Origin of the sequence: Arthrobacter sp. ISL-65 (assembly GCF_018613795.1) — a bacterium.
In the GTDB taxonomy this organism is placed as follows: Bacteria; Actinomycetota; Actinomycetes; order Actinomycetales; family Micrococcaceae; genus Arthrobacter.
Genome location: NZ_JAGGPN010000061.1, coordinates 25,863 through 48,273, shown reverse-complemented (window position 1 = coordinate 48,273; position 22,411 = coordinate 25,863). Strand labels below are relative to the sequence as shown.

The following is a 22,411-nucleotide window of genomic DNA, read 5'->3' as shown; positions in this document are numbered from 1 at the left end:
GACACTGTGCTCCTTTGCGGCGGCTCGCGGGCTTCGGACCAGCGTAACCTGTGCCGGCCGAAGGGTACGGGGTGCTGCGCTGGCGATACGCTGGAACTGAGAGCTTGAGGCCAAGGAGAGGACTCCCATGAGCGACTTCGATACCGTCACCGTGAAGAACGTCCCCGCGGACGCCACCATCCTGGACGTGCGGGAGGACTACGAATGGGTAGCCGGGCACGCTGAAGGTGCCCTGCACATCCCCCTAGACCAGCTGCCCGGCAAGCTGGACGACCTCAACCCGGACGAGGACCTGTATGTCATCTGCCGGACCGGCGGGCGTTCCTTCCGCGCAGCCCAGTGGCTAGTGGGCCAGGGCTACACGGCGGTCAACGTGGCCGGCGGCATGGACCAGTGGCTGGAATCCGGCAAGCCACTGGTGTCCGACAACGGCCTCAAGCCCGTGGTTCTGTAGGCCGGTCCGCCGACCCGCCGTCGCTCTGCCCTTCCCATACCCGCAAAGGAATACCCATGCCCGCCGCCCGCCGCACCTACACCTTCCTCGGCCCCGAGGGCACGTTCACGGAGGCGGCGCTCCTGCAGGTTCCGGATGCTGCCGAAGCCGTGCGCATCCCGTCCTCCAACGTCAACGCGGCGCTGGACAGGGTGCGGGACGGATCGGCCGATGCTGCGATGGTGCCCATCGAGAACTCGGTGGAGGGCGGCGTCACGGCCACCCTGGACGCCATTGCCACCGGACAGGAACTGCGGATCATCCGGGAGGCCCTCGTGCCCATCAGCTTCGTGCTGGTAGCGAGGCCCGGCGTCGAACTTTCCCAGATCCGCCGGATCTCCACTCACGGGCACGCCTGGGCACAGTGCCGGCTTTGGGTGGACGATCATATTCCCGGCGCCGAATACATTCCCGGTTCCTCCACGGCCGCTGCTGCCATGGGGCTGCTGGAGGACGACGCGCACTACGACGCCGCCATCTGCGCGCCCATAGTCGCCGCGGAGCAGCCGGGGCTGCACGTGCTGGCCGAGAACATCGGTGACAATCCCGGCGCCGTGACCCGGTTCATCCTGGTCAGCCGTCCGGGCATCCTGCCGGCCCCGACCGGCGCGGACAAGACGACGGTCGTGGTGCCACTTCCCGAGGACCGGCCGGGTGCCCTGATGGAAATCCTGGACCAGTTCGCCACCCGCGGCGTCAACCTGAGCCGCATCGAGTCCCGGCCCACCGGGCAGTACCTGGGGCACTACTTCTTCAGCATCGACGCCGACGGACACGTGGGCGATGCGCGGGTGGCCGACGCCCTCGCCGGCCTGCACCGCATCAGCCCCGCCACGCGGTTCCTCGGTTCCTATGGCCGTGCCGATGCGCAGGCGCCCGTGGTGCCGGAGCACACGTCCGACGAGGCATTCCAGGCTGCGCATGCATGGGTCAAAGGGATACTCGGCGGCGGACCCCTGGGCTCGGAGTTGCCGGTGGCAGCTTCGCCGTCAGCGTAGATAAATGCCCCTCGGGGCACTTCCCTGCCTCTGTTGCTGTGCGTATGCTTGCTTGATCAACAAAGGGATGGCCCCAACGAAAGGAGCGGGTCATGTCGGACAAGAATGACAATGACGGCCAGGGAATGATCGTCAATCCCAAGCCCACGGCTGAGAACCAGGACTGGGACGGGGACGAGGCCGACCGTGCGGACCGCCTGCGCTTTGAAGAGGAGCAGGCCATGATCCGCGAACAGTCCGAGGCCCGGGCAGCCGCTAAGGCCGCTGCCGAGGCCGCCAAGCACGCCGGCTCCGCGCAGTCAGCCTAGGGCGCAGTCAGCCTAGCCGGGCGTTCCCAGGCGCGCGGTTTCTTCCCTGACCCGCACCAGCAGAGATCCTGGCTCCACCTGGACCGTCACCTTCGTGGCGTTCCCCGACGTGTCGCCGTCGAGCTGGGTGGGCATGGGTTCCGGGCACCTGATGACCACCTTGCCGGAGCGGTACACGCTCATGACGGGCAGATGCCGCTTGTGCTTGAACAGGATCTTGGCGTACATCGCCAGCCAGCCCACGGCGCTGCGGGGGCTCATGACCACCACGTCCAGCATCCCGTCGTCGATCATGGCCTGCGGGATGAGATCGATGCCGCCCGGCACCAGGCCGCAATTGGCAAACAGGACGCTGCGGATCTTCCTCGACTGGTCAGGCTGGTCATCCAGGGAGATGGCCACCTTCTTCCTGCGCCCGGGAAGATGGCGGACTCCTGCTTCCGTGTAGGCAAGCCAGCCGACCGCGCGCTTGAGGCCATCGTTCGTGTCACCCACCACCTCGGCGTCCATGCCGATGCCGGCCATGACGAGGAACGAGTGGCTTGAGGAGTGGCCGGTTATCGAGTTCTCGATTTCCATCCGCGCCGTGTCGATGAACCGCTGGTGGCCGAAAAGCGCCGTCTGGACGTTGCCGTGCAGGTCGTAGACGTTCAGGTCCACGTTGCGGGCCAGCAGGTTGCCGGTGCCGAGGGGGATCAGGCCCATGGCCACCCCGGTGTGCGCAAGGGCCTCAGCCGCCACGCGCACGGTACCGTCGCCGCCGCCCACAAGAACGACGTCGGCCCCGTACTCCAGCGCAGCCCGGACCTGCGAGTGGCCCGGGTCCTCCACCGTCGTTTCGAAGAAGCGGGGTTCCTCCCAGCCGGCAGTCAGGCAGGCGCGCTGGATGGTGGCGCGGGCTTCATCGGCCTTGGCCTTGATGGGGTTGAGGATGACGGCGACGCGCTGGCGTTCCAGGCCGTGTTCGTGGGCCACTTCCCCCACGGCGCTGCGGACATGCAGGGCCTTCAGCTTGCGCACGCCCCACCAGCTGGAGACGGCGAAGGCCAGGGCTGCAGCGATCAGGACGTAAAGAAGCAGGTCGCTCATGGTGCTCCAACACTATCCCGCCCGGAGTGTCCCGCAGATTCGATACCCTTGTCTGGTGATCGACGTAAAAGACCTCAGCGAAAATCCGGACAAGTTCCGCGCCAGCCAGCGCGCCCGCGGTGCGGACGAAACCCTGGTGGACGCGATCATCGACGCAGACGCCGCGCGCCGCACAGCACTCATCAGCTTCGAGAACCTCCGCGCCGAACAGAACGTGTTCGGCAAGAAGGTGGCGCAGGCCAAGGGCGAGGAAAAGCAGGCGTTGCTCGCCGAAGTCCGCGAACTTGCGGGTGCGGTGAAGGCTGCCTCGGCCGAGGCCGACGCAGCGCAGGCCAAGCAGGAAGAACTGCTGCGCACCATCCCCAACCTCATTGAAGACGGCGTGCCGGCAGGGGGCGAGGACGACTACGTTGTGGTCAAGACCGTGGGCACGCCGCGCGAATTCCCTGACTTCGAGCCCCGCGACCACCTCGAAATCGGCGAGCTGATCGGCGCGATAGACATGGAGCGCGGCGCGAAGGTCTCTGGGGCACGCTTCTACTTCCTCCGCGGCGTGGGTGCCCGGCTGGAAATGGCCCTGCTGCAGATGGCCATGGAACAGGCCATCGAGGCCGGTTTCATCCCCATGATCACCCCCACGCTTGTCCGCCCCGAGACCATGCAGGGCACCGGATTCGACGTAAAGCACGACGCCGAGATCTACCGTCTCGCCGAGGACGACCTTTACCTGGTGGGCACCTCCGAGGTGCCGCTCGCCGGGTACCACGCGGACGAGATCCTGGATCTCTCCACCGGCCCCATCCGTTTCGCCGGCCAAAGCTCCTGCTACCGCCGTGAGGCCGGCTCGCACGGCAAGGACACCCGCGGGATCATCCGCGTCCACCAGTTCAACAAGGTGGAGATGTTCATCTACACCACGGCGGAAGAGGCCGCAGCCGAACATGAGCGCCTGCTGGCCTGGGAAGAGCAGATGCTGGCCAAGTGCGAGCTGCCCTACCGTGTGATCGACACCGCCGCCGGCGACCTCGGCATGTCCGCGGCCCGCAAGTTCGACTGCGAAGCCTGGGTCCCTACCCAGGGCGCGTACCGCGAGCTGACCTCCACGTCCAACTGCACCACCTTCCAGGCGCGCCGCCTCAACATCCGTGAGCGCGTGTTCACCGAGGACGGCAGCCCCAAGGGCACCCGCGCTGTGGCCACACTCAACGGCACGCTGGCAACCACGCGCTGGATCGTCGCCCTCCTGGAACACCACCAGAACGCCGACGGCTCGGTCAACGTGCCCGCGGCCCTGCAGAAGTACCTCGGCGGACTCCAGGTTTTCCCGGTTCTCTAACCGGAACTCCGCCCAGCGGGTAAATACTCACACGGGGGATAACCTGTGGGTATTTACCCGCTGTTCATACGCTGCTGTGGTCTGCGTCCTAGCTGGTATCAGGGGCGTCTGGTCTACTAGGAAGCATGACTACACTGACTGAATCCTCAGCCGCCGGCACCGATGACCGGCCAAAACCGCAACAGAAACTCATGATCGCCCTGGACGTGGACGGCACTCTGGTCGACCACGATGGCCACATGTCCGCTCCAGTCCGCGAGGCCGCACAAGCGGTGGTCGCGGTCGGGCACGAGGTAATGATCGCCACCGGGCGTTCGCTCAACGCCACGCTCCCGATCATCGAACAGATCGGCCTGGACCGCGGTTACGCCGTCTGCTGCAACGGCGGCGTGACACTGCGCCTGGACCCCGGGCTGCCCAACGGCTACGACATCATCCACAAGGCCACCTTTGATCCCGGCCCGGCGCTCCGCGCCCTCCGCAAGCGCCTGCCGGCAGCGAAATATGCGCTGGAGGATGAGGACGGGAACTTCCTCTCCACCGAGCGCTTCCAGGACGCAAGCTTCGGTGTCGAGGCCATAGGCGTTGACTTCCAGACCATGCTCGAGGCCACGGCCGTCCGCGTCGTCGTCTTCAGCGCGGAGAACACGCCGGAGGAGTTCAATGAAGCCATCGAACACATCGGCCTTGCCGGTGTGACCTATTCCGTCGGCTGGACCGCGTGGCTGGATATCGCCGCGGCCGGCGTCACCAAGGCCAGCGCACTGGAGAATCTCCGCAGCCGCCTCGGCGTCGATCCGGCCGCCACGGTTGCCATCGGCGACGGCCGCAACGACATCGAGATGCTCACCTGGGCGGGCCGCGGGGTGGCCATGGGACAGGCTCCGGAGGAAGTGGTCGCCGCCGCGGACGAGGTCACCAAATCGGTATACGACGACGGCGCAGCCCACGTGCTGCGCGGCCTTTTGTAAGGAGTTCCCTGTAACGGCCGGCCCCCTGTCGGGGCCGGTTTAATCGCACTGGGCCGGGTTATCGCACTGGGCCGGTTTACCGTACGTCGAGGATCATCGAGAGGAGCCTGGCCGCTGCCGGCCGGGCTGCGTGCTCCTCGTTCCACTGCGACCTCGCCACAGCCTTGCTGACCGCCTGGGACGTGATGCCGAGTTCGGCGGCCACGGTCTTCTGCTGGCCGCGTACCCCCGGGGTCATCAGGTCAAGCACGCGCCACTCGGCGTCGCTCCTGTCCCGGACTATGTGGCCGAGCAGGCGAAGAACCGACTCGGACTCCGCCGCGACCTCCGTCAGGGGACCCTCCACGGCCACAGGGATGCGCTCTTTGCTGTTGCGGAGGCGATCCACGGCACGGCGGGCGTAGATGAGGCCGTGCCCGCTGGCGTCCTTGATCTGGTTCGGCAGCGGCTCGTTTACCGGGCCCACGCCGATCCCCACATACCAGCTCCCGCAGCGAAGCGCGATCAGGGCGGCATCCACCGCCTGATGCGGGCAATCCACGATGCCCTGCACCTCGTCCTCCACAGAGCGGTCAAAGTCCAGTCGCGCAGGGATATGCCGTAGGTCCTTGAGGAGATGCGGGACCCGGTCGCCGTCGCGCCGGCTGTCTGTTTGATTGATAGTCAGCGTGAACATGGTGGACATCAGACTACCGGGTGGCAAGCCCGAGGCAAGCTGGGAGCCTACGGGACGTTACGGATCTCACGGTGGGGCGAACAGTAGAAAACAACGACGGCTGGGCCCACGCCGCCAGGGTTCCCTGGGCGAGCGCAGCGAGGCTAGGGAGGCGGTGGGGCTGGTGCCGTTCGCTAGGAACCGCACCGACCGCCGTCGGAAGTAAAGTCAGTGTGCTGCGGGCACGTAACGCTTGATGGAAGCCTCAAGTTCGGCTTCGGCAGCGGCGCGGTCGGCCCAACCTTCGGCCTTGACCCACTTGCCGGGCTCCAGGTCCTTGTAACGGGTGAAGAAGTGCTCGATCTCCTTGATCAGGAACTCGCTGACATCGCTGATTTCCTGGATGTGGTCGAACCGCGGGTCGGCCGGAACGCAGAGGACCTTGGCGTCTCCGCCGCCGTCGTCGGTCATGTTGAAGACGCCGATCGGACGGGCTTCGACGATGACGCCCGGGTGCAGATCGAAGTCCTGCAGGAGCACCAGTGCGTCCAGCGGGTCGCCGTCTTCGCCGAGCGTGTTCTCGAAGAAGCCGTAGTGGGTGGGGTACTGCATGGAAGTGAAGAGGACACGGTCCAGGCGGACTCGGCCGGTCTCGTGGTCGACTTCGTACTTGACGCGCGATCCCTTGGGGATCTCGATGGTCACGTCATGCTTCATGGAATGCTCCTCGACGATTGCTTGGTGTTCGCGGCACACGCGATGATCAACCAAAAATGGACTGTCGGTGCCGCCGACTACTATTGAGGATATAGCGAGAGGCCCAGGTTTCAGGAACTAATGGGGTAATTTCAGGACTTTGAGGACCAGCAGCATGAGCGGCACCAGGGGCACGGCGAGCGGCCGCGGCAGGCTTTCCACAGTGGTCCGGAACTGGCCTACGCTCCTGCTCACGGTGCTCCTCCTGGCGCTGGCCCTTCCCGCGGGGCTGCTCATTTCGCCCGCGCTGACCGGCCCGGCCCGGTCCACGGCCCAGCCTGCCCAGACCCCCGCCTGGCAGCTGGTCCCGGAACGCCTGTCCGTGCCGCAGGGCATCGACCCGCTCAGCTACGCGGCGCCGGTGCCGGTTCCCGCAGGCGTGGCGGCCCGGCTGGATCCCGTCCTCAAGACCGACGGCGGTGGCTCCTTCACGGCCGTGGTCCAGGACGCCGCCACCGGCAAGGTCCTCTATGACCGGGAAGGCGCCGCCACTAGGATCCCCGCCTCCAACATGAAGCTCCTCACCGCCGTGGCCGCTTTGCGGGGGATCGGCCCCGAGGAACGGTTCAGCACCAGGGTGGTCGCCGAACCGGCTGCAGCGGCAACACCGGGTGCTGCTGCCGCCACGAGGTCCGTGGTGCTGGTGGGCGGCGGCGACGTCCTGCTCGGTGCCGGCGAATCTGCCGAGGACAAAGTCCTGGGCCATGCCGGGCTCGGCACGCTGGCCAAACTGACTGCGGACTCACTGCGGAAGGGCGGTTTCAAGGGGCAGGTCCAAGTGCTTGTGGATGATTCCCTCTTCACCGGGCCGGCGCTGAACCCGGCCTGGAGCCCGGATGACGTTGCCGCCGGCGAGACTGCCCCGCTGTTTCCGCTCGCCCTGAACGCGGCACGGTTTGATCCTGCAGACACCACGGCACCCCGGCCGCAGGACTCCGCCATCGCCGCGGGGGAGGCGTTCGCTGCCAGCCTTAAAGCGGCCGGTGCGGCCGCGGGCCTCACGGTGGCACCCGCCGTCGTACGTCTTGACGGAAAGCCGACGGCGGACGCGAAAGTCCTCGCCGAAGTGCAGTCTGCGACGGTCAGCCAGCAGGTGGACCTCATGCTCCAGACCTCGGACAACTACCTCGCCGAAACCCTTGGCCGCATGACCGCGGTGGCGGGTGGCCAGCCGGCGACCAATGACTCCGCCAGGGCCGCCGTTCTGGGGCAGCTCTCCGGCCTGGGCATTCCCACGGAAGGGATGGTCGCGGCCGACGTTTCCGGCCTGGCCCTTGCCAACCAGGTATCCGCCCGCCAGTTCTCGGAAGTGGTGCGCGCCATCACCAACGGCACCGACACCCGGCTCAGGGCCGCGCTGGCGGGGTTCCCGGTGGCGGGGCTGACGGGCACGCTCGGCGACAGATATATCGACGAGTCAACGGCCGAGGGCGCCGGCCTGGTGCGGGCCAAAACGGGAACCCTGAACACTGTCATCGCGCTGAGCGGGTACGTGGTGGACGCCGACGGCCGGCTCCTGGTGTTCTCCTTCATTGGCAACGGGCTGACACCGGGAGCCGAGGGCAACAAGCCGGCCCTGGACACGGCGGCCACGGCGCTGGCTGGCTGCGGCTGCAGCTAGGGCTGCCTCCGGCTTCCGCGGCAGTCCCGTGCCGGTTCGCCGGTCAGCGAACTTAAGGCGCGCTGACGGGCGTGTATGTTCTGATGGAGCGTATGGAGTCCACTGCAAGCCAGTCATCCGCCCCGGCCCAGGCCCTCATCAACTGGGACCTTGCCGCGTCCGCCGCAGCACGGCTGGCTCCGCCGGGTCCGTCGCTGACTGCCGCCGAGATCGGGGACGCCGTCTCCCAGCTGCGCGAGCTGGCGGATGCCTCCGTTGCACACGTTCACAAGATCACCGGGCTGGAAGCCGCACGCGATCTCCGTGACTCATCAGTCCTGGTGGTGGACCGCGCCTCCTGGGCAAAGGCCAACACGCAGAGCTTCGCGGTGATGCTGAAGCCCGCCATCGAAAAGATGCTGGAGAGCCGCCGCGGCACCGTCAGCCCCGGAGCCGCCACCGTCAGCGGCGCCATCACCGGCGGCCAGCTCGGCGCCGTGCTGGCATTCCTCTCCAGCAAGGTCCTGGGCCAGTACGATCCTTTCGCTGCCCTCGCCGAAGGATCGCACGCGCCGTCGGGCGGCCGCCTGCTGCTCGTCGCGCCCAACATCATCGCCGTAGAGCGTGAGCTTAATGTCAATCCCACGGATTTCCGGCTCTGGGTGTGCCTGCATGAGCAGACGCACCGGGTGCAGTTCGCCGCGGCACCCTGGCTCCGGCACCACATGCTGAACGAGATCGACAACCTCAGTGGGCACCTGCTGGGCAACGTGGACTCCCTGATGGAACGCGCTTCAGCAGCCGCACGCTCGCTTAAGGACCGCGCCGCCTCCGGGTCCACTCCGGGCCGCGGCGCCATCCTTGATCTCCTGCAGGACCCCGAGGAGAAGGCCTCGCTGTCCCACCTCACGGCGGTCATGAGCCTGCTCGAAGGCCACGCCAACGTGGTGATGGACGCCGTGGACGCCAGCATCGTCCCGTCCGTGAAGACCATCCGGCAGCGGTTCAACGCCCGCGGCAAGGACCGGGGAGTCATCGAGAAATTTATCCGCAGCCTGCTGGGCCTCGACGCCAAGATGAAGCAGTACAGCGACGGCGCCAAGTTCGTCCGGGCCGTGGTGGACGTGGCCGGGATGGACGGCTTTAACCGGGTCTGGGAGGCTCCGGCGAACCTGCCCACCGAGGAGGAGATCCACAACTCCAGGATCTGGCTCGACAGGATGGGTTTCTAGGTTTCCGTGCAGCACCTCCCCAACACTGCTGGCGGCCCTGTTCCCGGCGGACCTGTTCCCAGCGGCCCTCCCGCCGAAAAGCCGGTTCCCCGCGGCAGGCGGCGGCCGGGCCGGCTGGCTCCGGTTCTCGGCACGGCACGGAGAATGCTGCAGGCTGCCCTGGCTGAAGCGGGTTACCCGGAACGGGTCCTGGTGGCCTGCAGCGGGGGCCCCGATTCCCTGGCCCTGGCCGCTGTGGCCGCCTACTTCGCCCGGCGCGGCCACGTTGACGGCCGGCCGGTTGCCGTCGGCGCGGTGGTCGTGGACCACCAACTGCAGGCCGGTTCCTCCGATGTTGCCGCTAGAACCGCTGAGGCCCTGCGGGAGCTCGGCCTGGACCCGGTGCAGATCCGCACGGTCGATGTCGCCTCCACCGGTTTCGGACCGGAAGCCGCAGCCCGCGATGCCCGCCACGCCGCGCTCGACGCGGCGGCGGGGGAGTGGGGGGCCGGTGCCGTCCTCCTGGGGCACACGCTCGACGACCAGGCGGAGCAGGTGCTGCTGGGCCTGGCCCGCGGCTCGGGCACACGGTCCCTGGCCGGGATGCGCCCTTCGCGGGGGAAGCTGCTCCGGCCGTTCCTTGGCCTGCGCAGGGCAGACACCCTGGACATTTGCCGTGCAGAGGAGCTAGACGCTTGGCACGACCCCAGCAACGCCGATCCCGCCTTCGCCCGCTCGCGGACCAGGGTGGAGGTCATGCCGGTGCTGGAGGAAAAACTCGGCCCGGGGGTGGCCGAATCCCTGGCACGCACGGCCGCCATCCTGCAGCTGGATGCCGACTATCTGGAGGACGTGGCCAACAGCACGTACACCTCGCTCGTTGAGCACGACGGCCCGGACGCCAGCCTCCCGGAGGCTGCCCTGACTGAACTGGCCCCGGCCATCAGGTTCCGGGTGATCGCAAAGGCGGCTGCCGGCGTCGGCGGCCAACAGCCCAGTTATCAGCGCCTTTTGGCGGCGGAAGCACTGCTGCGGCGGAAGGGCTCGGCCGGTCCCGTGGAACTGCCCGGCGGGGTCAGCGTGTTCCGTCTTTCGCTTGCCGAGCTGCAGGACCGGGAGCGCGCCCGGGGGCAGGGCGGGGCGGAGGGCGTTCCCCGCGAGGCCGCCCGCTGTGGGAAGCTTGTATTCTGGCTTCATAAACCGTCCCGCAAATAGTCGCACCCGCATCTACACAGGAGCAATTGGTGGATTCATCCGACGTCCAGGCAGACCTCAAGCACGTTCTCTACACCAAGGAACAGATCCAGCAGCGCATCACCGAGCTCGCGGCCCAGATCGACAAGGACTACGAAGGGCGCGACCTGCTCATCGTCGGTGTGCTGAAGGGCGCTGTCATGGTGATGGCTGACCTCGCGCGGGCACTCCACAGCCACGTTTCCATGGACTGGATGGCTGTTTCCTCCTATGGCTCCGGCACGCAGTCCTCCGGCGTGGTGCGTATCCTCAAGGACCTCGACACGGACCTGATGGGCAAGGACGTGCTCATCGTTGAGGACATCATCGACTCCGGCCTCACGCTGTCCTGGCTGAAGACCAACCTCGAATCCCGCGGCACCGCCTCGGTGGAAATCTGCGCCGCCTTCCGCAAGCCCACCGCCGCCAAGGTGGAGATCGACGTCAAGTACGTCGGCTACGACATCCCCAACGAGTTCGTGGTGGGCTATGGCCTGGACTACGCCGAAAAGTACCGCAACCTGGACTTTGTGGGCACCCTCGCCCCGCACGTCTACGAGTAAACGCCTGCCGCGCAAGCCGGCCCGCATTCCTGTACCGCTTTCGCCGACCGCGCCGCCGTCGAGCCCTGAACCCACGGGCTCGACGGCGGCGCGTGCTGCTTAAAGCGGTGCAGAAAAGTCCGCCGGGCCGATTAGCAGGGCGTCCGCGGGCGCGTGGCAAGGGTCCATCTTGCAGGCATTTCTGCGCCACTTTCGCGGCACAATGCGTGGCCTGGACCGGCAATGCCGCGGGGGCGTTTTCCGGGCAGGCCTGAAAGCGGTGCAGAAATGCCGACGGCCGGTCCAATAGCGACGCGACCCCGGCCCCACCAGCCACTACGCCCAGAGGGAACTTTTGTATTACACCGTGCGTGAATTACTCCTGACGGTGTATAGCTAGAAACGACGCAGCACCACACGCGCGCAGTCCTCGCGCCGTGCAGCACTACCAGGAGGGACGGGGCCAGCCCCCGAACAGATGAAAGCTAAGAGTTTCTTCAAGGGCCCGGGCATTTGGATCATTGTGGTGGTCGGCATGCTCCTGCTGGCCTTTGCAACGTTGGCTCCGGGTGGCTCGACGCGCATCGACACGCAGCCGGGCCTCGAGCTCCTCGCCCAGAGCGGCAAGGTGGAACAGGCCAAGATCTTCGACGGCGAAAACCGCGTCGACCTGGTGCTGAAAGACAACCTCGTCGTCGATGGCCAGGACAAGGGCAAGAACGTCCAGTTCTTCTTCGTCAATGACCGCGGCCCGGACGTCGTCAAGGCAGTGACCGCTGCCAACCCCTCCAAGGGCTACACGGACCAGCCGATCGAGAGTAACTGGCTCTCGGGGCTCTTCTCGCTGCTGGTGCCGGTGCTGCTGCTCGGCGTCCTGTTCTGGTTCCTGCTCTCCCGCATGCAGGGCGGCGGCTCCAAGGTCATGCAGTTCGGCAAGTCCAAGGCCAAGATGGTCAGCAAGGACATGCCGCAGGTAACCTTCGCGGACGTCGCTGGCGCTGACGAAGCCGTCGAGGAGCTCCAGGAGATCAAGGAATTCCTTGCAGAGCCGGCAAAGTTCCAGGCCGTAGGCGCCAAGATCCCCAAGGGGGTGCTGCTCTACGGCCCTCCGGGCACCGGCAAAACCCTGCTGGCGCGCGCCGTCGCAGGCGAGGCCGGCGTCCCGTTCTTCTCCATCTCCGGCTCCGACTTCGTGGAAATGTTCGTCGGTGTGGGTGCTTCCCGCGTCCGCGACCTGTTCGAGCAGGCCAAGTCCAACGCACCCGCCATCATCTTTGTCGACGAAATCGACGCCGTCGGCCGCCACCGTGGTGCCGGCATCGGCGGCGGCAACGATGAACGCGAGCAGACCCTCAACCAGCTCCTGGTCGAGATGGACGGCTTCGATGTCAAGACCAACGTCATCCTGATCGCGGCCACCAACCGGCCCGACGTGCTGGACCCGGCGCTGCTGCGCCCAGGGCGCTTCGACCGCCAGGTTTCCGTGGAAGCCCCGGACCTGATCGGGCGCGACCAGATCCTCCAGGTCCACGCCAAGGGCAAGCCGATCGCGCAGGGCGTGGACCTCAAGGCCGTGGCCAAGAAGACCCCCGGCTACACCGGTGCTGACCTGGCCAACGTGCTGAACGAAGCTGCGCTGCTGACAGCCCGCTCCAACGCCAACCTGATCGACGACCGCGCACTGGACGAAGCCATTGACCGCGTCATGGCCGGCCCGCAAAAGCGCAGCCGCGTCATGAAGGAGCACGAGCGCAAGATCACGGCCTACCACGAAGGCGGCCACGCCCTGGTTGCCGCGGCGCTGCGTAACTCCGCCCCGGTCACCAAGATCACCATCCTCCCCCGCGGCCGCGCACTGGGCTACACAATGGTGGTCCCGGAGAACGACAAGTACTCCATCACCCGCAACGAGCTCCTGGACCAGATGGCGTACGCCATGGGCGGCCGCGTGGCCGAGGAAATCGTCTTCCACGATCCGTCCACGGGCGCCTCCAACGACATCGAAAAGGCCACCTCCACGGCCCGCCAGATGGTCACGCAGTACGGTATGAGCGAGCGTGTGGGCGCCGTGCGCCTGGGCCAGGGCGGTGGCGAGCCGTTCCTCGGCCGGGATGCGAGCCACGAGCGGAACTACTCCGACCAGATCGCCTACATCGTGGATGAGGAGGTCCGCCGCCTGATCGATCAGGCCCACGACGAGGCCTACGCCATCCTCACCGAAAACCGGGACGTCCTGGACCGGTTGGCTCTGGAACTCCTGGAACGGGAAACGCTGAATCAGTCGGAGATCGCCGACATCTTCCGCGACATCCGCAAGCGCGACTTCCGCGAGGTCTGGCTGTCCAAGGAAACCCGTCCGGTGCAGTCTGCCGGTCCTGTGGAGTCCCGTCAGGAACGTGCCGAACGCGAGGCCCAGGAAGAAGCCAAGGAAGCCCGCCTCGAGGAACCGCTGGACGCGATTCCGCCGCACCCTCAGGGAGTTCCGGAGGATGCCTCCTTCCAGGGCGGAGTAACGGAAGCGGGATCAGACGGCCACCACGGCTAAGCTCTTTGGTGTGACTCACTTCGACGACGACGACCTCACCGCCACCGCCGACCATTCGGCGGTGGGCGGATCAGGCCACCACCACAAGGTGGACAGGCCCCGGATTGAAGCAGCCGTGCGGGAAATCCTGCTGGCCATAGGCGAGGACCCGGACCGCGGCGGGCTGCTGGACACGCCCAAGCGCGTGGCCAAGGCGTATGCCGAGATGTTTGCCGGCCTGCACCAGGATCCGGGCAGCGTGCTCGGCACCACGTTCGAGCTCGACCACGAGGAACTCGTGCTGGTGAAGGACATCCCGTTCTACTCCACCTGCGAGCACCACCTGGTGCCGTTCCACGGCGTCGCGCACGTGGGGTACATCCCCTCGCACGACGGCAGGGTGACAGGCCTGAGCAAGCTGGCACGCCTGGTGGACATCTATGCCCGCCGCCCGCAGGTGCAGGAGCGCCTCACAACCCAGATCGTCGAAGCGCTGGTCACATTCCTCAAGCCGCGCGGAGCCATCGTGGTGGTGGAATGCGAACACATGTGCATGTCCATGCGCGGCATCCGCAAGCCCGGAGCCAAAACCGTCACAAGCGCGGTTCGCGGGCAACTTCATGACCCGGCCACCCGTGCCGAGGCCATGAGCCTCATACTCGGAAGGTAAAAAACAGACTATGGATTCCCTAGCTGCAGCACCTGGAACCGGACCCGCAACATCACCCCTGCCCATCCTGCGCAAACCGCGGCCGGCAGCCAAGTTCGACGACCTGCCCACCGACCGCACGCTCGTCATGGGCATCCTCAACGTCACCCCCGATTCGTTCAGCGACGGCGGCAAGCACGCGACGGCAGACACCGCCATCGCCGCGGGCCTCCGGATGTTCTACGCGGGAGCCGACATCATCGACGTCGGCGGCGAATCCACCCGCCCCGGCGCGGAGGAGGTCAGCCCGGAGGAGGAGCAGCGGCGGGTGGTGCCTGTCATCGCAGCCCTCGTGAAGGCCGGTGCGCTGGTCAGCATCGACACCACCCACGTCTCCACCGCCGAGGCCGCGCTGAATGCCGGCGCGAAGATCATCAATGACATCTCCGGCCTAACCATCGAACCCGGCATGGCCGAGCTCGTGGCGAAGACCAAGGTGCCGTATGTCCTGACCCACCGCCGCGGCGATGCCAAGACCATGACTTCCCTGACGGAGTATGAGGACGTCGCGAACGACGTCGTCTCCGAGCTGAACGGCGTCCGCGACAAGCTGTATGCGGCCGGCGTCCTGCCCGAGCAGATCATCGTGGACCCGGGCATCGGGTTCTCGAAAACTGATGTGCAGAACTGGGAACTGCTGCGGAACCTGGACCGGCTCGATGCCATGGGCCACAAGGTGCTGGTGGGCGCGTCCCGCAAGCGCTTCCTGGGCACGCTCCTGACGGTTGCCGGCAAGTCGGCGCTCCCGGAAGAGCGCGACGGCGCCACGGCCGCCATTACCGCCATCAGCGCCGCCCGCGGCGCCTGGGCTGTGCGCGTGCACGACGTCGGACCCAGCCTTGACGCCGTCAAGGTGGCCGCCCGCATGGCGGCCCCGGACCACTGCCGCTGACCAGGAAGGGCCGAGCAGAACCGCCATGGACAGGATCTCGCTGACCGGTGTCACCGCCACCGGCTACCACGGGGTGTTCGATTTTGAGCGCCGCGAAGGCCAGCCGTTTGTTGTGGACGCCGTGCTGCACCTGGATTTCAGCCAGGCTGCGGCGTCGGACGATGTCCGCGACACCGCCCACTACGGCGAGGTGGCCGGACGGATCACCGACTGGATCACCGGCGAGCCCCTGAACCTGATAGAAGGACTGGCGGTGCGGATGGCCGAGGGCCTGCTCCAGGAATTCAAAATCCAGGCCGTGGAGATCACGGTGCACAAGCCGAAAGCTCCCATCGAGGTTCCCTTCGGCGACGTCGCCGTCAGCGTCTACCGGGAGCGGACATGAATCCGGCACCCGCACTGCATGAGAATCCGGTCCATGAGAAGCCAGCACCGGCGAAGACCAGCTATTCGCGCGCGGTACTGGCCCTGGGCAGTAACCTCGGGGCGCGGAACGAGACGCTGTCCGAGGCCGTGGCGGACCTTGTGGACCGCCCGGAGGTGCGGCTCCTGGCCGTCTCGCCGATAGTGCAGACCAAGGCCGTCGGCGGCCCCGCCGGGCAGCCGGACTTCCTCAACATGGTGATTTCGGTCGAAACATCGCTGGAACCGCTCGACCTGCTCCGGCACTGCCAGTCGGTGGAGAACAAGCACCACCGAGTTCGTGAGATCCACTGGGGTCCGCGCACGCTCGACGTCGATGTGATCGTCTACGGGGACATCGAAAGTTCCGATCCTGTGCTGACCCTGCCTCACCCGTTCGCCGCAGCGCGGGCCTTCGTGCTCTATCCCTGGTCCCAGATGGACCCCTCGGCCACCCTGAACGGGCAGCCGGTGGGGGAGTTGGCCGCCAAGGCCGCCGACTTCCCGGACCTGTTGCCATTCGACGGCTTCGGGGACTTCGACGGCGTGCCCGACGGCGGGGCGGTGGAGCAGCCGTGAAACCCGTGAGCCCGCTGCTGCTCGCAGTCGTGGGCCTTGCCCTGGCCATCGCCGGCTGGTCCGCTGCCGTCCTGACCGTCCGCTACGGCATGGCCACGCCGGTCCTGCCGGCCACGGCGCTGGTCAGCATGGGCGTGATCGTCGCCCTGACCCTGGTGCTGGGCATCCGCGTGCTGCGCTGGAGGAACGGCAAAAAGAAGAAAATGCTGAACCCCCTCCTGGCGGCGTGGACGCTGGTCCTCGCCCAGGCCTGTGCCTACACCGGCACGATGCTGCTGGGCTGGCACGCCGGGATCTTCCTGGACCAGTTGCGGTTCTGGAGCATTCGCAGCGGGCTGGACGTCACCTGGCTCGCCCTCGGCATGGCCGGTGGCGGGCTGGTCATGATCGTGGTGGGGCTCGTCGTCGAACGCTTCTGCAAGATCCCGCCGGAGGACGGCGAGACGGACACTGCAGAGGGCTTGCCGGGCCATGGCCGGGGCAAGGCCAAGGGGGAAGGCGAGTATGCCTACCGCGGCGATTGATCCTCCCGGGATCACCTGGCTGCGCGTGTCCCCGAAGTACGTCACGGTCCGGCTCGTGGAGTGGGCCCTCGGCAACCTGGTGATGGTGACCGTGCTCAGCTTGCCGCTGGTGTTTGTCCGGCTCGGCTGGTGGCGGTGGCCGCCGCTCTGGCTGGCCATCGGCCTTCCGGCTTTTATGCTGTTGCTGGCGCTGTGGCGTCTGGTCCTGATCCCGCGGCAGGTGCGGGCCATCGGCTACGCCGAGCGCGAGGACGACCTCCTCATCCGCGGCGGCATCTTCTTCCAGCGCGTCATGGTGGTGCCGTACGGCCGCATGCAGTACGTGGACATCAGCGCCGGCCCGGTGGAACGCGGGCTGGGCCTGTGCACCCTGAAGCTGCATACGGCATCGGCCGGCACCAACGCCGGCATTCCCGGCCTTCCCACCGAGGAAGGCGCCCGGCTCAGGGAACAGCTCTCGGCGCGCGGCGAAGCCAGGCTGGCCGGGCTGTGAGCGCCGGCGGCCTCGCTTCCGGAAAGCCCGACGGCGAGTGGCTGCGCGTGCACCCGGCGACACCGTTTGTTCGGGGCTGGGTTGCGCTGGCCGCCATCGGCTACTTCTTCGGGCGTGACAGTTTTGAACGGATGCTGCAGGGCCAGCCGCTGATCGATGACCGCTTCGCGGGGCGCGCCCCATGGCTCCTGGGCGCCGGGGCATTGATGCTGGTGCTGGCGGTCCTAAGCTTCATCCTGTCCTGGTATTTCACCCGGTACCAGGTGGCGGAGGGCTACGTCCGTGTCAACACCGGCTTCCTGTTCAAGCAGCAGCGGCAGGCGAGGCTGGACCGGGTTCAGGCCATCGATATCGTTCAGCCGCTGCTCGCCAGGATCTTCGGCCTCGCGGAACTGAAGTTCGAAGTTGCCGACGCCGGCGAGTCAGCCGTTCGCCTGGCCTACCTGCGCATTGGCGATGCCCGCCAGTTGCGCGCCACCATCCTCGCCCGCGCGTCGGGCGTCCGGCTGGATCCCGCGCAGCCCGAAGCAGCCGCTCCCGAGGCGCCGGAGCAGCAGGTCCTGCAGGTCCCGCCGTCGCGCCTGTTCGGCTCGCTCCTGCTCAGCGAGCAGACAGTGTTCATTGTCCTGGGTGCCGCGGCGTCCGTGGTGCTGTCCGCGCTCACCGAAAACAGGGCTTTCTTCCTTTATCTGATTCCGGCGGCGCTTGGTTTCGTCGCCGCATACTGGAGCGCGTTCAACAAGGGCTACAACTTCACGGCGGCCATCTCCCCGGACGGCATCCGGCTCCGGTACGGGCTTCTCGACACGCAGGCGCAGACACTGCCGCCGGGCCGAATCCAGGCGCTGAAGGTGGCGCAGCCGCCCCTGTGGCGCCTCTTCGGCTGGTACCGGATGCAGGTCAACGCCGCCGGTTACGGGGCCGGGGCGAACAACGGCGAGGGAGGCTCCCGCACCACGCTGCTGCCGGTGGGAAAGATGGATGACGTCCTGAACATGATGGCTCTCGTGCTGCCGGACCCGGGAACGGCTGATCCGCTGGGCGTTTTCCAGCAGGGTGTGAATGGACTGGATTCCGACGGCGGCTTTGTCACCACGCCGCGCCGGGCGTGGCTGCTTGCGCCGCTGGGCTGGCGGCGCAACGCCTTCGCGGCCACGGACACCGCGCTGCTCATGCGGTCGGGCCGCTGGTGGAGGCAGCTTGTGGTGGTCCCGCACCAGCGGACGCAGTCGATTGCGCTGCAGCAGGGACCTCTGGCGCGCCGGTTCGGGCTGGCCGACCTCGTGCTGCACACCACTGCAGGGCCGGTCGCTCCGCGGGTGATCCAGGCGGACATCCGGGAGGCGCAGGCACTCTTCGACGCGCAGGCAGCCCGCGCGAGGGCGGCCCGGCGGCGGCAGACGAGTGAACAGTGGCTGGCCCAAGTGGCGCCGGCCTCAACTCCGCTGGTTGAGCGGCCGGGGAGCGAAACCGAGCCCGCCGAAACCCGTCCGACTACCCAAGCACCCCAACAGGAAGGCCAGCAACGTGGCTAAGCCAGGACGCCTCGGCGTCGGAATCATCGGTGCCGGCAAAGTGGGTGCTGTCCTCGGTGCGGCGCTCCGCGCAGCCGAGCACGCCGTCGTCGGGGTTTCCGCCGTCTCCGACGCGAGCAGGGAACGGGCCGAAACCCTGCTGCCCGGCGTTCCCGTCCTGGAGATCCAGGACATCGTGGAACGCTCGGAACTGGTGCTCCTGGCCGTTCCGGATGATGCCCTCGGCGGGCTGGTGGAGGGGCTCGCCAAGCTCGGTGCGTGGCAGCCCGGCCAGCTCGTGGCGCACACATCGGGCCGGTTCGGCGTCGGCGTGCTGCATCCGGTCCGGGCGGCCGGTGCCGTGCCGCTGGCGCTGCACCCGGCCATGACCTTCACCGGCATGAGCCTCGACCTGACCCGGCTGCTGGACTGCACGTTCGGTGTCACGGCGGACGCCGCCATGCTTCCCATCGCCCAGGCGCTCGTCGTCGAGATGGGGGCCGAACCCGTGGTGATCGCCGAGGGCGACCGCACCATCTACCACGCGGCCCTGGCCCACGGTTCCAACCACATGGTCACGCTGGTGGCGCAGGCGTCGCAGCTGCTGGCCGAGGTGGGTGTCGAGGCGCCGGACCGCATGCTCGGGCCGCTGCTGCGGGCGACCCTGGAGAATGCGCTCGCCTCCGGCGAGTCGGCCCTGACGGGCCCGGTGGCGCGGGGGGACGCCGGAACGGTGAAGGCGCACGCCCACGCGCTGCGGGAGCACGACGGCGGGACCGGCGGCGACGTCCTCGCGGCGTACCTCGCCATGGCTCAGGCTACCGCCAGGCGCGCTGAAGGGCGGGGCCTGCTGAAGCCGGATCAGGCGGACAATATCCGCACCGCACTTGAGGGCACAGACGACGACGACGGCCAGAATGGCGGCCGTGCATGAAACCGGCCACGGGGCCCAAGGGAGGACACTGACATGGCAATCCGACTCGTAACGACGGCGGACTCCCTCCGTGCGCAAAGCCGACTGCTGCTGACGCAAAAGAACGGTTCCTCCCTGGGCCTCGTGCCCACCATGGGCGCCCTGCATGCCGGCCACGGGCGGCTGGCGCGAACCGCCGCCGAACAGAACGACGTAGTGGTGGCCTCCATCTTTGTGAACCCGCTGCAGTTCGGAGAGGCGCAGGACCTGGACCGGTATCCGCGGACCCTCGAGGCGGACATGGCGCTGCTCGAGGAGCAGGGCGTGGATCTGGTCTTCGCGCCGTCGGTCGAGGAGATGTATCCCGACGGGCCGCCGATGGTCAGGATCACTTCCGGCCCGCTCGGGGAGAAATGGGAGGGCGCATCACGGCCCGGCCACTTCGACGGCGCGCTAACCGTCGTGGCCAAGCTGCTGCACCTGGGCATCCCCGGGACCGGCCTTCCCGGCGGCCGCGCCTTCGTTGCCGGCTCCGGCGGCGGGCTGCCAGCGTACCGCGCCTACTTCGGGCAGAAGGACGCCCAGCAACTGGTCCTGGTTCGCCGCATGGTGGCCGACCTGAATTTCCCCGTGGAGATCGTTGCCGTGCCAACCGCCCGCGACACCGATGGGCTGGCGCTGTCCAGCCGGAACCGCTTCCTTTCCGACGAGGAGCGCGAGGCAGCGCTGGTCCTGTCCCGCGCGTTGCGCCTCATTGAGGAGCGGGCGAACGCGAACGAGCCGCTTGATGTCGGTTCGGCCAGGGCCCTGATCGAGTCCCAGCCCCTGGTCCGGCTCGACTACCTCGACGTCGTCGATCCCGTCGCGCTGGAGCCGCTCGCCGAGAACTGCCACGAGACACCCTTCCGCGGTGAAGGGCTGGCACTGGTTGCCGCGAAGGTGGGCGCCGTGCGGTTGATCGACAACGTGCCGCTCAACTCCTGACGGATAAGGTGCCCGGCGCTCAATTCCCGGGTGACTTGGATCTCGGCTGGCTAAATCACGTGTACGGGAATGGGTCCGGCCACTACACTGTTGGAGTCTGCAGCGGCGCTGACCGCCAGCCACCAATTCCAACACCCTGAGGGCCTCGCCATGTCTACCAAAGTCACGTCCAATTCGTCTGGCGAACCTGCCCAGGAGCCGGCCGCTCCCGTTGCATCCCCGGCCGCAGCACCGGCGCCGGCAGCAGCACGGCCCTCGGACAGGATGTCCCGCGAGTCCGTGACGGTGATCGTCACTCTGCTGGTGGCCACCTTCGTGGTGATCCTGAACGAAACCATCATGAATGTTGCCCTGCAGCGGCTCATGGTGGACCTGCGCGTGGATGCCCCCACCGTCCAGTGGCTCTCCACCGGGTTCATGCTGACCATGGCGGTGGTGATTCCGACTACCGGGTTCATCCTCCAGCGGCTTTCGACGCGCGCCGTCTTCCTCCTGGCGATGGGCCTGTTCGCTGGCGGCACCGCGCTGGCCGCAGCGGCGCCCGGCTATGAGATCCTCCTGCTGGCCAGGATCATCCAGGCCGGCGGCACGGCAATCATGCTTCCGCTGCTGATGACCACCATCCTCACGCTGGTGCCGCTGGCCCGCCGCGGCGCCGTGATGGGCAACGTCAGCATCGCCATCTCCGTTGCACCGGCCATGGGGCCCACCGTCTCCGGATTCATACTGCAGCACTTCTCCTGGCGCTTCATGTTCATCTTCGTGCTGCCCATCGCACTGGCAGCGCTGGCCATCGGCGCAAAGTTCCTGACCAACGTCGGCGAGACCGAGAAATCCCGGCTCGACTTCCTCTCCGTGGTGCTGACCGTCCCTGCCTTCGGCGGCCTTGTCTACGGCTTCAGCCAAATCGGCGGCGGCCACGGCGGCAGCAGCGGCCCGAGCACGCTTGCCGTGGTGGCGCTGGTTCTTGGCGTCGCCGGCCTTGCCGCGTTCACGTTCCGCCAGCTCCGGCTGCAGAAGTCCGAGGCCCCGCTGCTGGACCTGCGGGCGTTCAACTTCCGGATGTTCACGGTCTCCGTGCTGCTGATGGTGGTGGCCATGGTGGCGCTGTTCGGCGCCGTGATCCTGCTGCCGCTGTACCTCCAGGAAATCCGCGGCCTGCAGTCCCTCGAGACCGGCCTGGCCCTGCTGCCCGGCGGCCTGGCCATGGGCCTGCTCGGCCCGGTGATCGGCCGGCTGTTCGACAAGGTGGGACCGCTGCCGCTCACTGTCACCGGATCTTCGCTGATGGTCCTGACCCTGTGGCAGTTCGCGATGCTCGACGCCGGCACTCCGGTTTGGTGGATCGTCACCCTGCACGTCGGGCTCAGCTTCGGGCTGGCGCTGCTCTTTACGCCCGCGTTCACCACGGGCCTGAACCCGCTGCCGCCGCACCTGTACTCGCACGGCTCGGCCATTATGAGTACCCTGCAGCAGGTGGCCGGCGCGGCGGGCACGGCGCTGCTCGTGTCCATCTTCGCCCTCGTTTCGGCGGACTCCGGCCTCGTTGCGGGCATGAACGCAGCGTTCCTGACGGCGACCGTCATCGCCGTTGCCGCCGTCGTCCTCTCCACGATGATGCGGAAGACAGCAGGCGCCGAAGCACCCCAGGGCGCCCCCACCCACTAAGCGCAGCCCTCCAGGCG

General features: G+C 67.4%; 22 protein-coding genes and 2 pseudogenes. 20 read left to right on the top strand and 4 right to left on the bottom strand.

What is annotated here, in order from left to right:
- Positions 1-127: 127 nt before the first annotated feature.
- The 3 genes from J7I85_RS22985 to J7I85_RS22975 all read left to right on the top strand — a co-directional run bounded on the left by J7I85_RS22985 (position 128) and on the right by J7I85_RS22975 (position 1,799).
- The gene (locus tag J7I85_RS22985; RefSeq protein ID WP_214857737.1) at positions 128-454 is read left to right on the top strand and encodes a rhodanese-like domain-containing protein; all 327 of its coding nucleotides are present in this window, start codon (positions 128-130) and stop codon (positions 452-454) included.
- A gap of 56 nt (positions 455-510) precedes the next feature.
- Entirely contained in the window at positions 511-1,491 is a 981-nt protein-coding gene (gene pheA / locus J7I85_RS22980) for a prephenate dehydratase (protein WP_214857735.1), read from the top strand.
- Between the two features lie 92 nt (positions 1,492-1,583).
- Positions 1,584-1,799: a hypothetical protein gene (locus tag J7I85_RS22975; protein WP_214857733.1), complete on the top strand. Its 216-nt coding sequence runs from the start codon at positions 1,584-1,586 to the stop codon at positions 1,797-1,799.
- On the opposite strand, the pseudogene J7I85_RS26065 reads toward J7I85_RS22975, so the two are convergent.
- Together J7I85_RS26065 and J7I85_RS22970 are read right to left on the bottom strand one after the other, a co-directional pair.
- Positions 1,796-1,855: pseudogene (locus J7I85_RS26065) on the bottom strand (hypothetical protein); the annotation flags it as partial. The gene J7I85_RS22975 and the pseudogene J7I85_RS26065 sit on opposite strands and share 4 nt — an antisense overlap.
- A pseudogene (locus J7I85_RS22970) lies at positions 1,842-2,888 on the bottom strand (diacylglycerol kinase family protein); the annotation flags it as partial. The pseudogenes J7I85_RS26065 and J7I85_RS22970, both read right to left, overlap by 14 nt.
- A 55-nt stretch (positions 2,889-2,943) precedes the next feature.
- Here J7I85_RS22970 and serS point away from each other — a divergent pair.
- Together serS and J7I85_RS22960 are read left to right on the top strand one after the other, a co-directional pair.
- Positions 2,944-4,224, top strand: coding sequence for a serine--tRNA ligase (gene serS, locus J7I85_RS22965; protein WP_214857729.1), 1,281 nt, complete (start codon positions 2,944-2,946; stop codon positions 4,222-4,224).
- Positions 4,225-4,349: 125 nt separating this feature from the next.
- Entirely contained in the window at positions 4,350-5,195 is an 846-nt protein-coding gene (locus J7I85_RS22960) for an HAD family hydrolase (RefSeq protein WP_214857727.1), read from the top strand.
- Positions 5,196-5,271: 76 nt separating this feature from the next.
- On the opposite strand, the gene J7I85_RS22955 is transcribed toward J7I85_RS22960, so the two are convergent.
- Both J7I85_RS22955 and J7I85_RS22950 read right to left on the bottom strand, forming a co-directional pair.
- Entirely contained in the window at positions 5,272-5,871 is a 600-nt protein-coding gene (locus J7I85_RS22955; RefSeq protein WP_214857725.1) for a hypothetical protein, read from the bottom strand.
- 207 nt (positions 5,872-6,078) lie between these two features.
- Entirely contained in the window at positions 6,079-6,567 is a 489-nt protein-coding gene (locus J7I85_RS22950; RefSeq protein WP_078027434.1) for an inorganic diphosphatase, read from the bottom strand.
- A gap of 154 nt (positions 6,568-6,721) precedes the next feature.
- On the opposite strand from J7I85_RS22950, the gene dacB reads away from it, so the two are divergent.
- The 15 genes from dacB (at position 6,722) to J7I85_RS22875 (ending at position 22,394) form a co-directional block, all read left to right on the top strand.
- A complete protein-coding gene (gene dacB, locus J7I85_RS22945; protein WP_214857723.1) occupies positions 6,722-8,227 on the top strand; it encodes a D-alanyl-D-alanine carboxypeptidase/D-alanyl-D-alanine-endopeptidase in 1,506 nt (501 codons plus the stop codon).
- 92 nt (positions 8,228-8,319) lie between these two features.
- Entirely contained in the window at positions 8,320-9,438 is a 1,119-nt protein-coding gene (locus tag J7I85_RS22940; RefSeq protein WP_214857721.1) for a zinc-dependent metalloprotease, read from the top strand.
- 144 nt (positions 9,439-9,582) lie between these two features.
- Positions 9,583-10,632 (top strand): tRNA lysidine(34) synthetase TilS, encoded by a 1,050-nt coding sequence (gene tilS / locus J7I85_RS22935; RefSeq protein ID WP_214857783.1) that lies wholly within the window; start codon positions 9,583-9,585, stop codon positions 10,630-10,632.
- A gap of 29 nt (positions 10,633-10,661) precedes the next feature.
- Positions 10,662-11,213 (top strand): hypoxanthine phosphoribosyltransferase, encoded by a 552-nt coding sequence (gene hpt, locus J7I85_RS22930; RefSeq protein ID WP_190605665.1) that lies wholly within the window; start codon positions 10,662-10,664, stop codon positions 11,211-11,213.
- Between the two features lie 457 nt (positions 11,214-11,670).
- Complete coding sequence (gene ftsH / locus J7I85_RS22925; RefSeq protein WP_214857719.1) at positions 11,671-13,737, top strand: ATP-dependent zinc metalloprotease FtsH; 2,067 nt, start codon at positions 11,671-11,673, stop codon at positions 13,735-13,737.
- A 10-nt stretch (positions 13,738-13,747) separates the two neighbouring features.
- Entirely contained in the window at positions 13,748-14,386 is a 639-nt protein-coding gene (gene folE / locus J7I85_RS22920) for a GTP cyclohydrolase I FolE (RefSeq protein ID WP_214857717.1), read from the top strand.
- A gap of 10 nt (positions 14,387-14,396) precedes the next feature.
- Complete coding sequence (gene folP / locus J7I85_RS22915; RefSeq protein ID WP_214857715.1) at positions 14,397-15,317, top strand: dihydropteroate synthase; 921 nt, start codon at positions 14,397-14,399, stop codon at positions 15,315-15,317.
- Positions 15,318-15,342: 25 nt separating this feature from the next.
- A complete protein-coding gene (gene folB / locus J7I85_RS22910) occupies positions 15,343-15,702 on the top strand; it encodes a dihydroneopterin aldolase (RefSeq protein ID WP_102973367.1) in 360 nt (119 codons plus the stop codon).
- Positions 15,699-16,298 (top strand): 2-amino-4-hydroxy-6-hydroxymethyldihydropteridine diphosphokinase, encoded by a 600-nt coding sequence (folK, locus tag J7I85_RS22905; protein ID WP_251024734.1) that lies wholly within the window; start codon positions 15,699-15,701, stop codon positions 16,296-16,298. The genes folB and folK overlap by 4 nt, the downstream gene beginning before the upstream one ends.
- On the top strand, positions 16,295-16,822 hold the full coding sequence (locus J7I85_RS22900; protein ID WP_214857707.1) for a DUF3180 domain-containing protein: 528 nt from the start codon (positions 16,295-16,297) through the stop codon (positions 16,820-16,822). Before folK ends, J7I85_RS22900 begins: the two co-directional genes overlap by 4 nt.
- Positions 16,803-17,315, top strand: a complete 513-nt coding sequence (locus tag J7I85_RS22895; protein WP_214857705.1) for a PH domain-containing protein — start codon at positions 16,803-16,805, stop codon at positions 17,313-17,315. Before J7I85_RS22900 ends, J7I85_RS22895 begins: the two co-directional genes overlap by 20 nt.
- A complete protein-coding gene (locus tag J7I85_RS22890) occupies positions 17,312-18,850 on the top strand; it encodes a PH domain-containing protein (protein ID WP_214857703.1) in 1,539 nt (512 codons plus the stop codon). Before J7I85_RS22895 ends, J7I85_RS22890 begins: the two co-directional genes overlap by 4 nt.
- Entirely contained in the window at positions 18,843-19,763 is a 921-nt protein-coding gene (locus tag J7I85_RS22885) for a Rossmann-like and DUF2520 domain-containing protein (RefSeq protein WP_214857700.1), read from the top strand. The genes J7I85_RS22890 and J7I85_RS22885 overlap by 8 nt, the downstream gene beginning before the upstream one ends.
- 33 nt (positions 19,764-19,796) lie before the next feature.
- Positions 19,797-20,726: a pantoate--beta-alanine ligase gene (locus tag J7I85_RS22880; RefSeq protein ID WP_214857698.1), complete on the top strand. Its 930-nt coding sequence runs from the start codon at positions 19,797-19,799 to the stop codon at positions 20,724-20,726.
- Positions 20,727-20,876: 150 nt separating this feature from the next.
- On the top strand, positions 20,877-22,394 hold the full coding sequence (locus tag J7I85_RS22875) for a DHA2 family efflux MFS transporter permease subunit (protein WP_214857696.1): 1,518 nt from the start codon (positions 20,877-20,879) through the stop codon (positions 22,392-22,394).
- Positions 22,395-22,411: the final 17 nt, after the last annotated feature.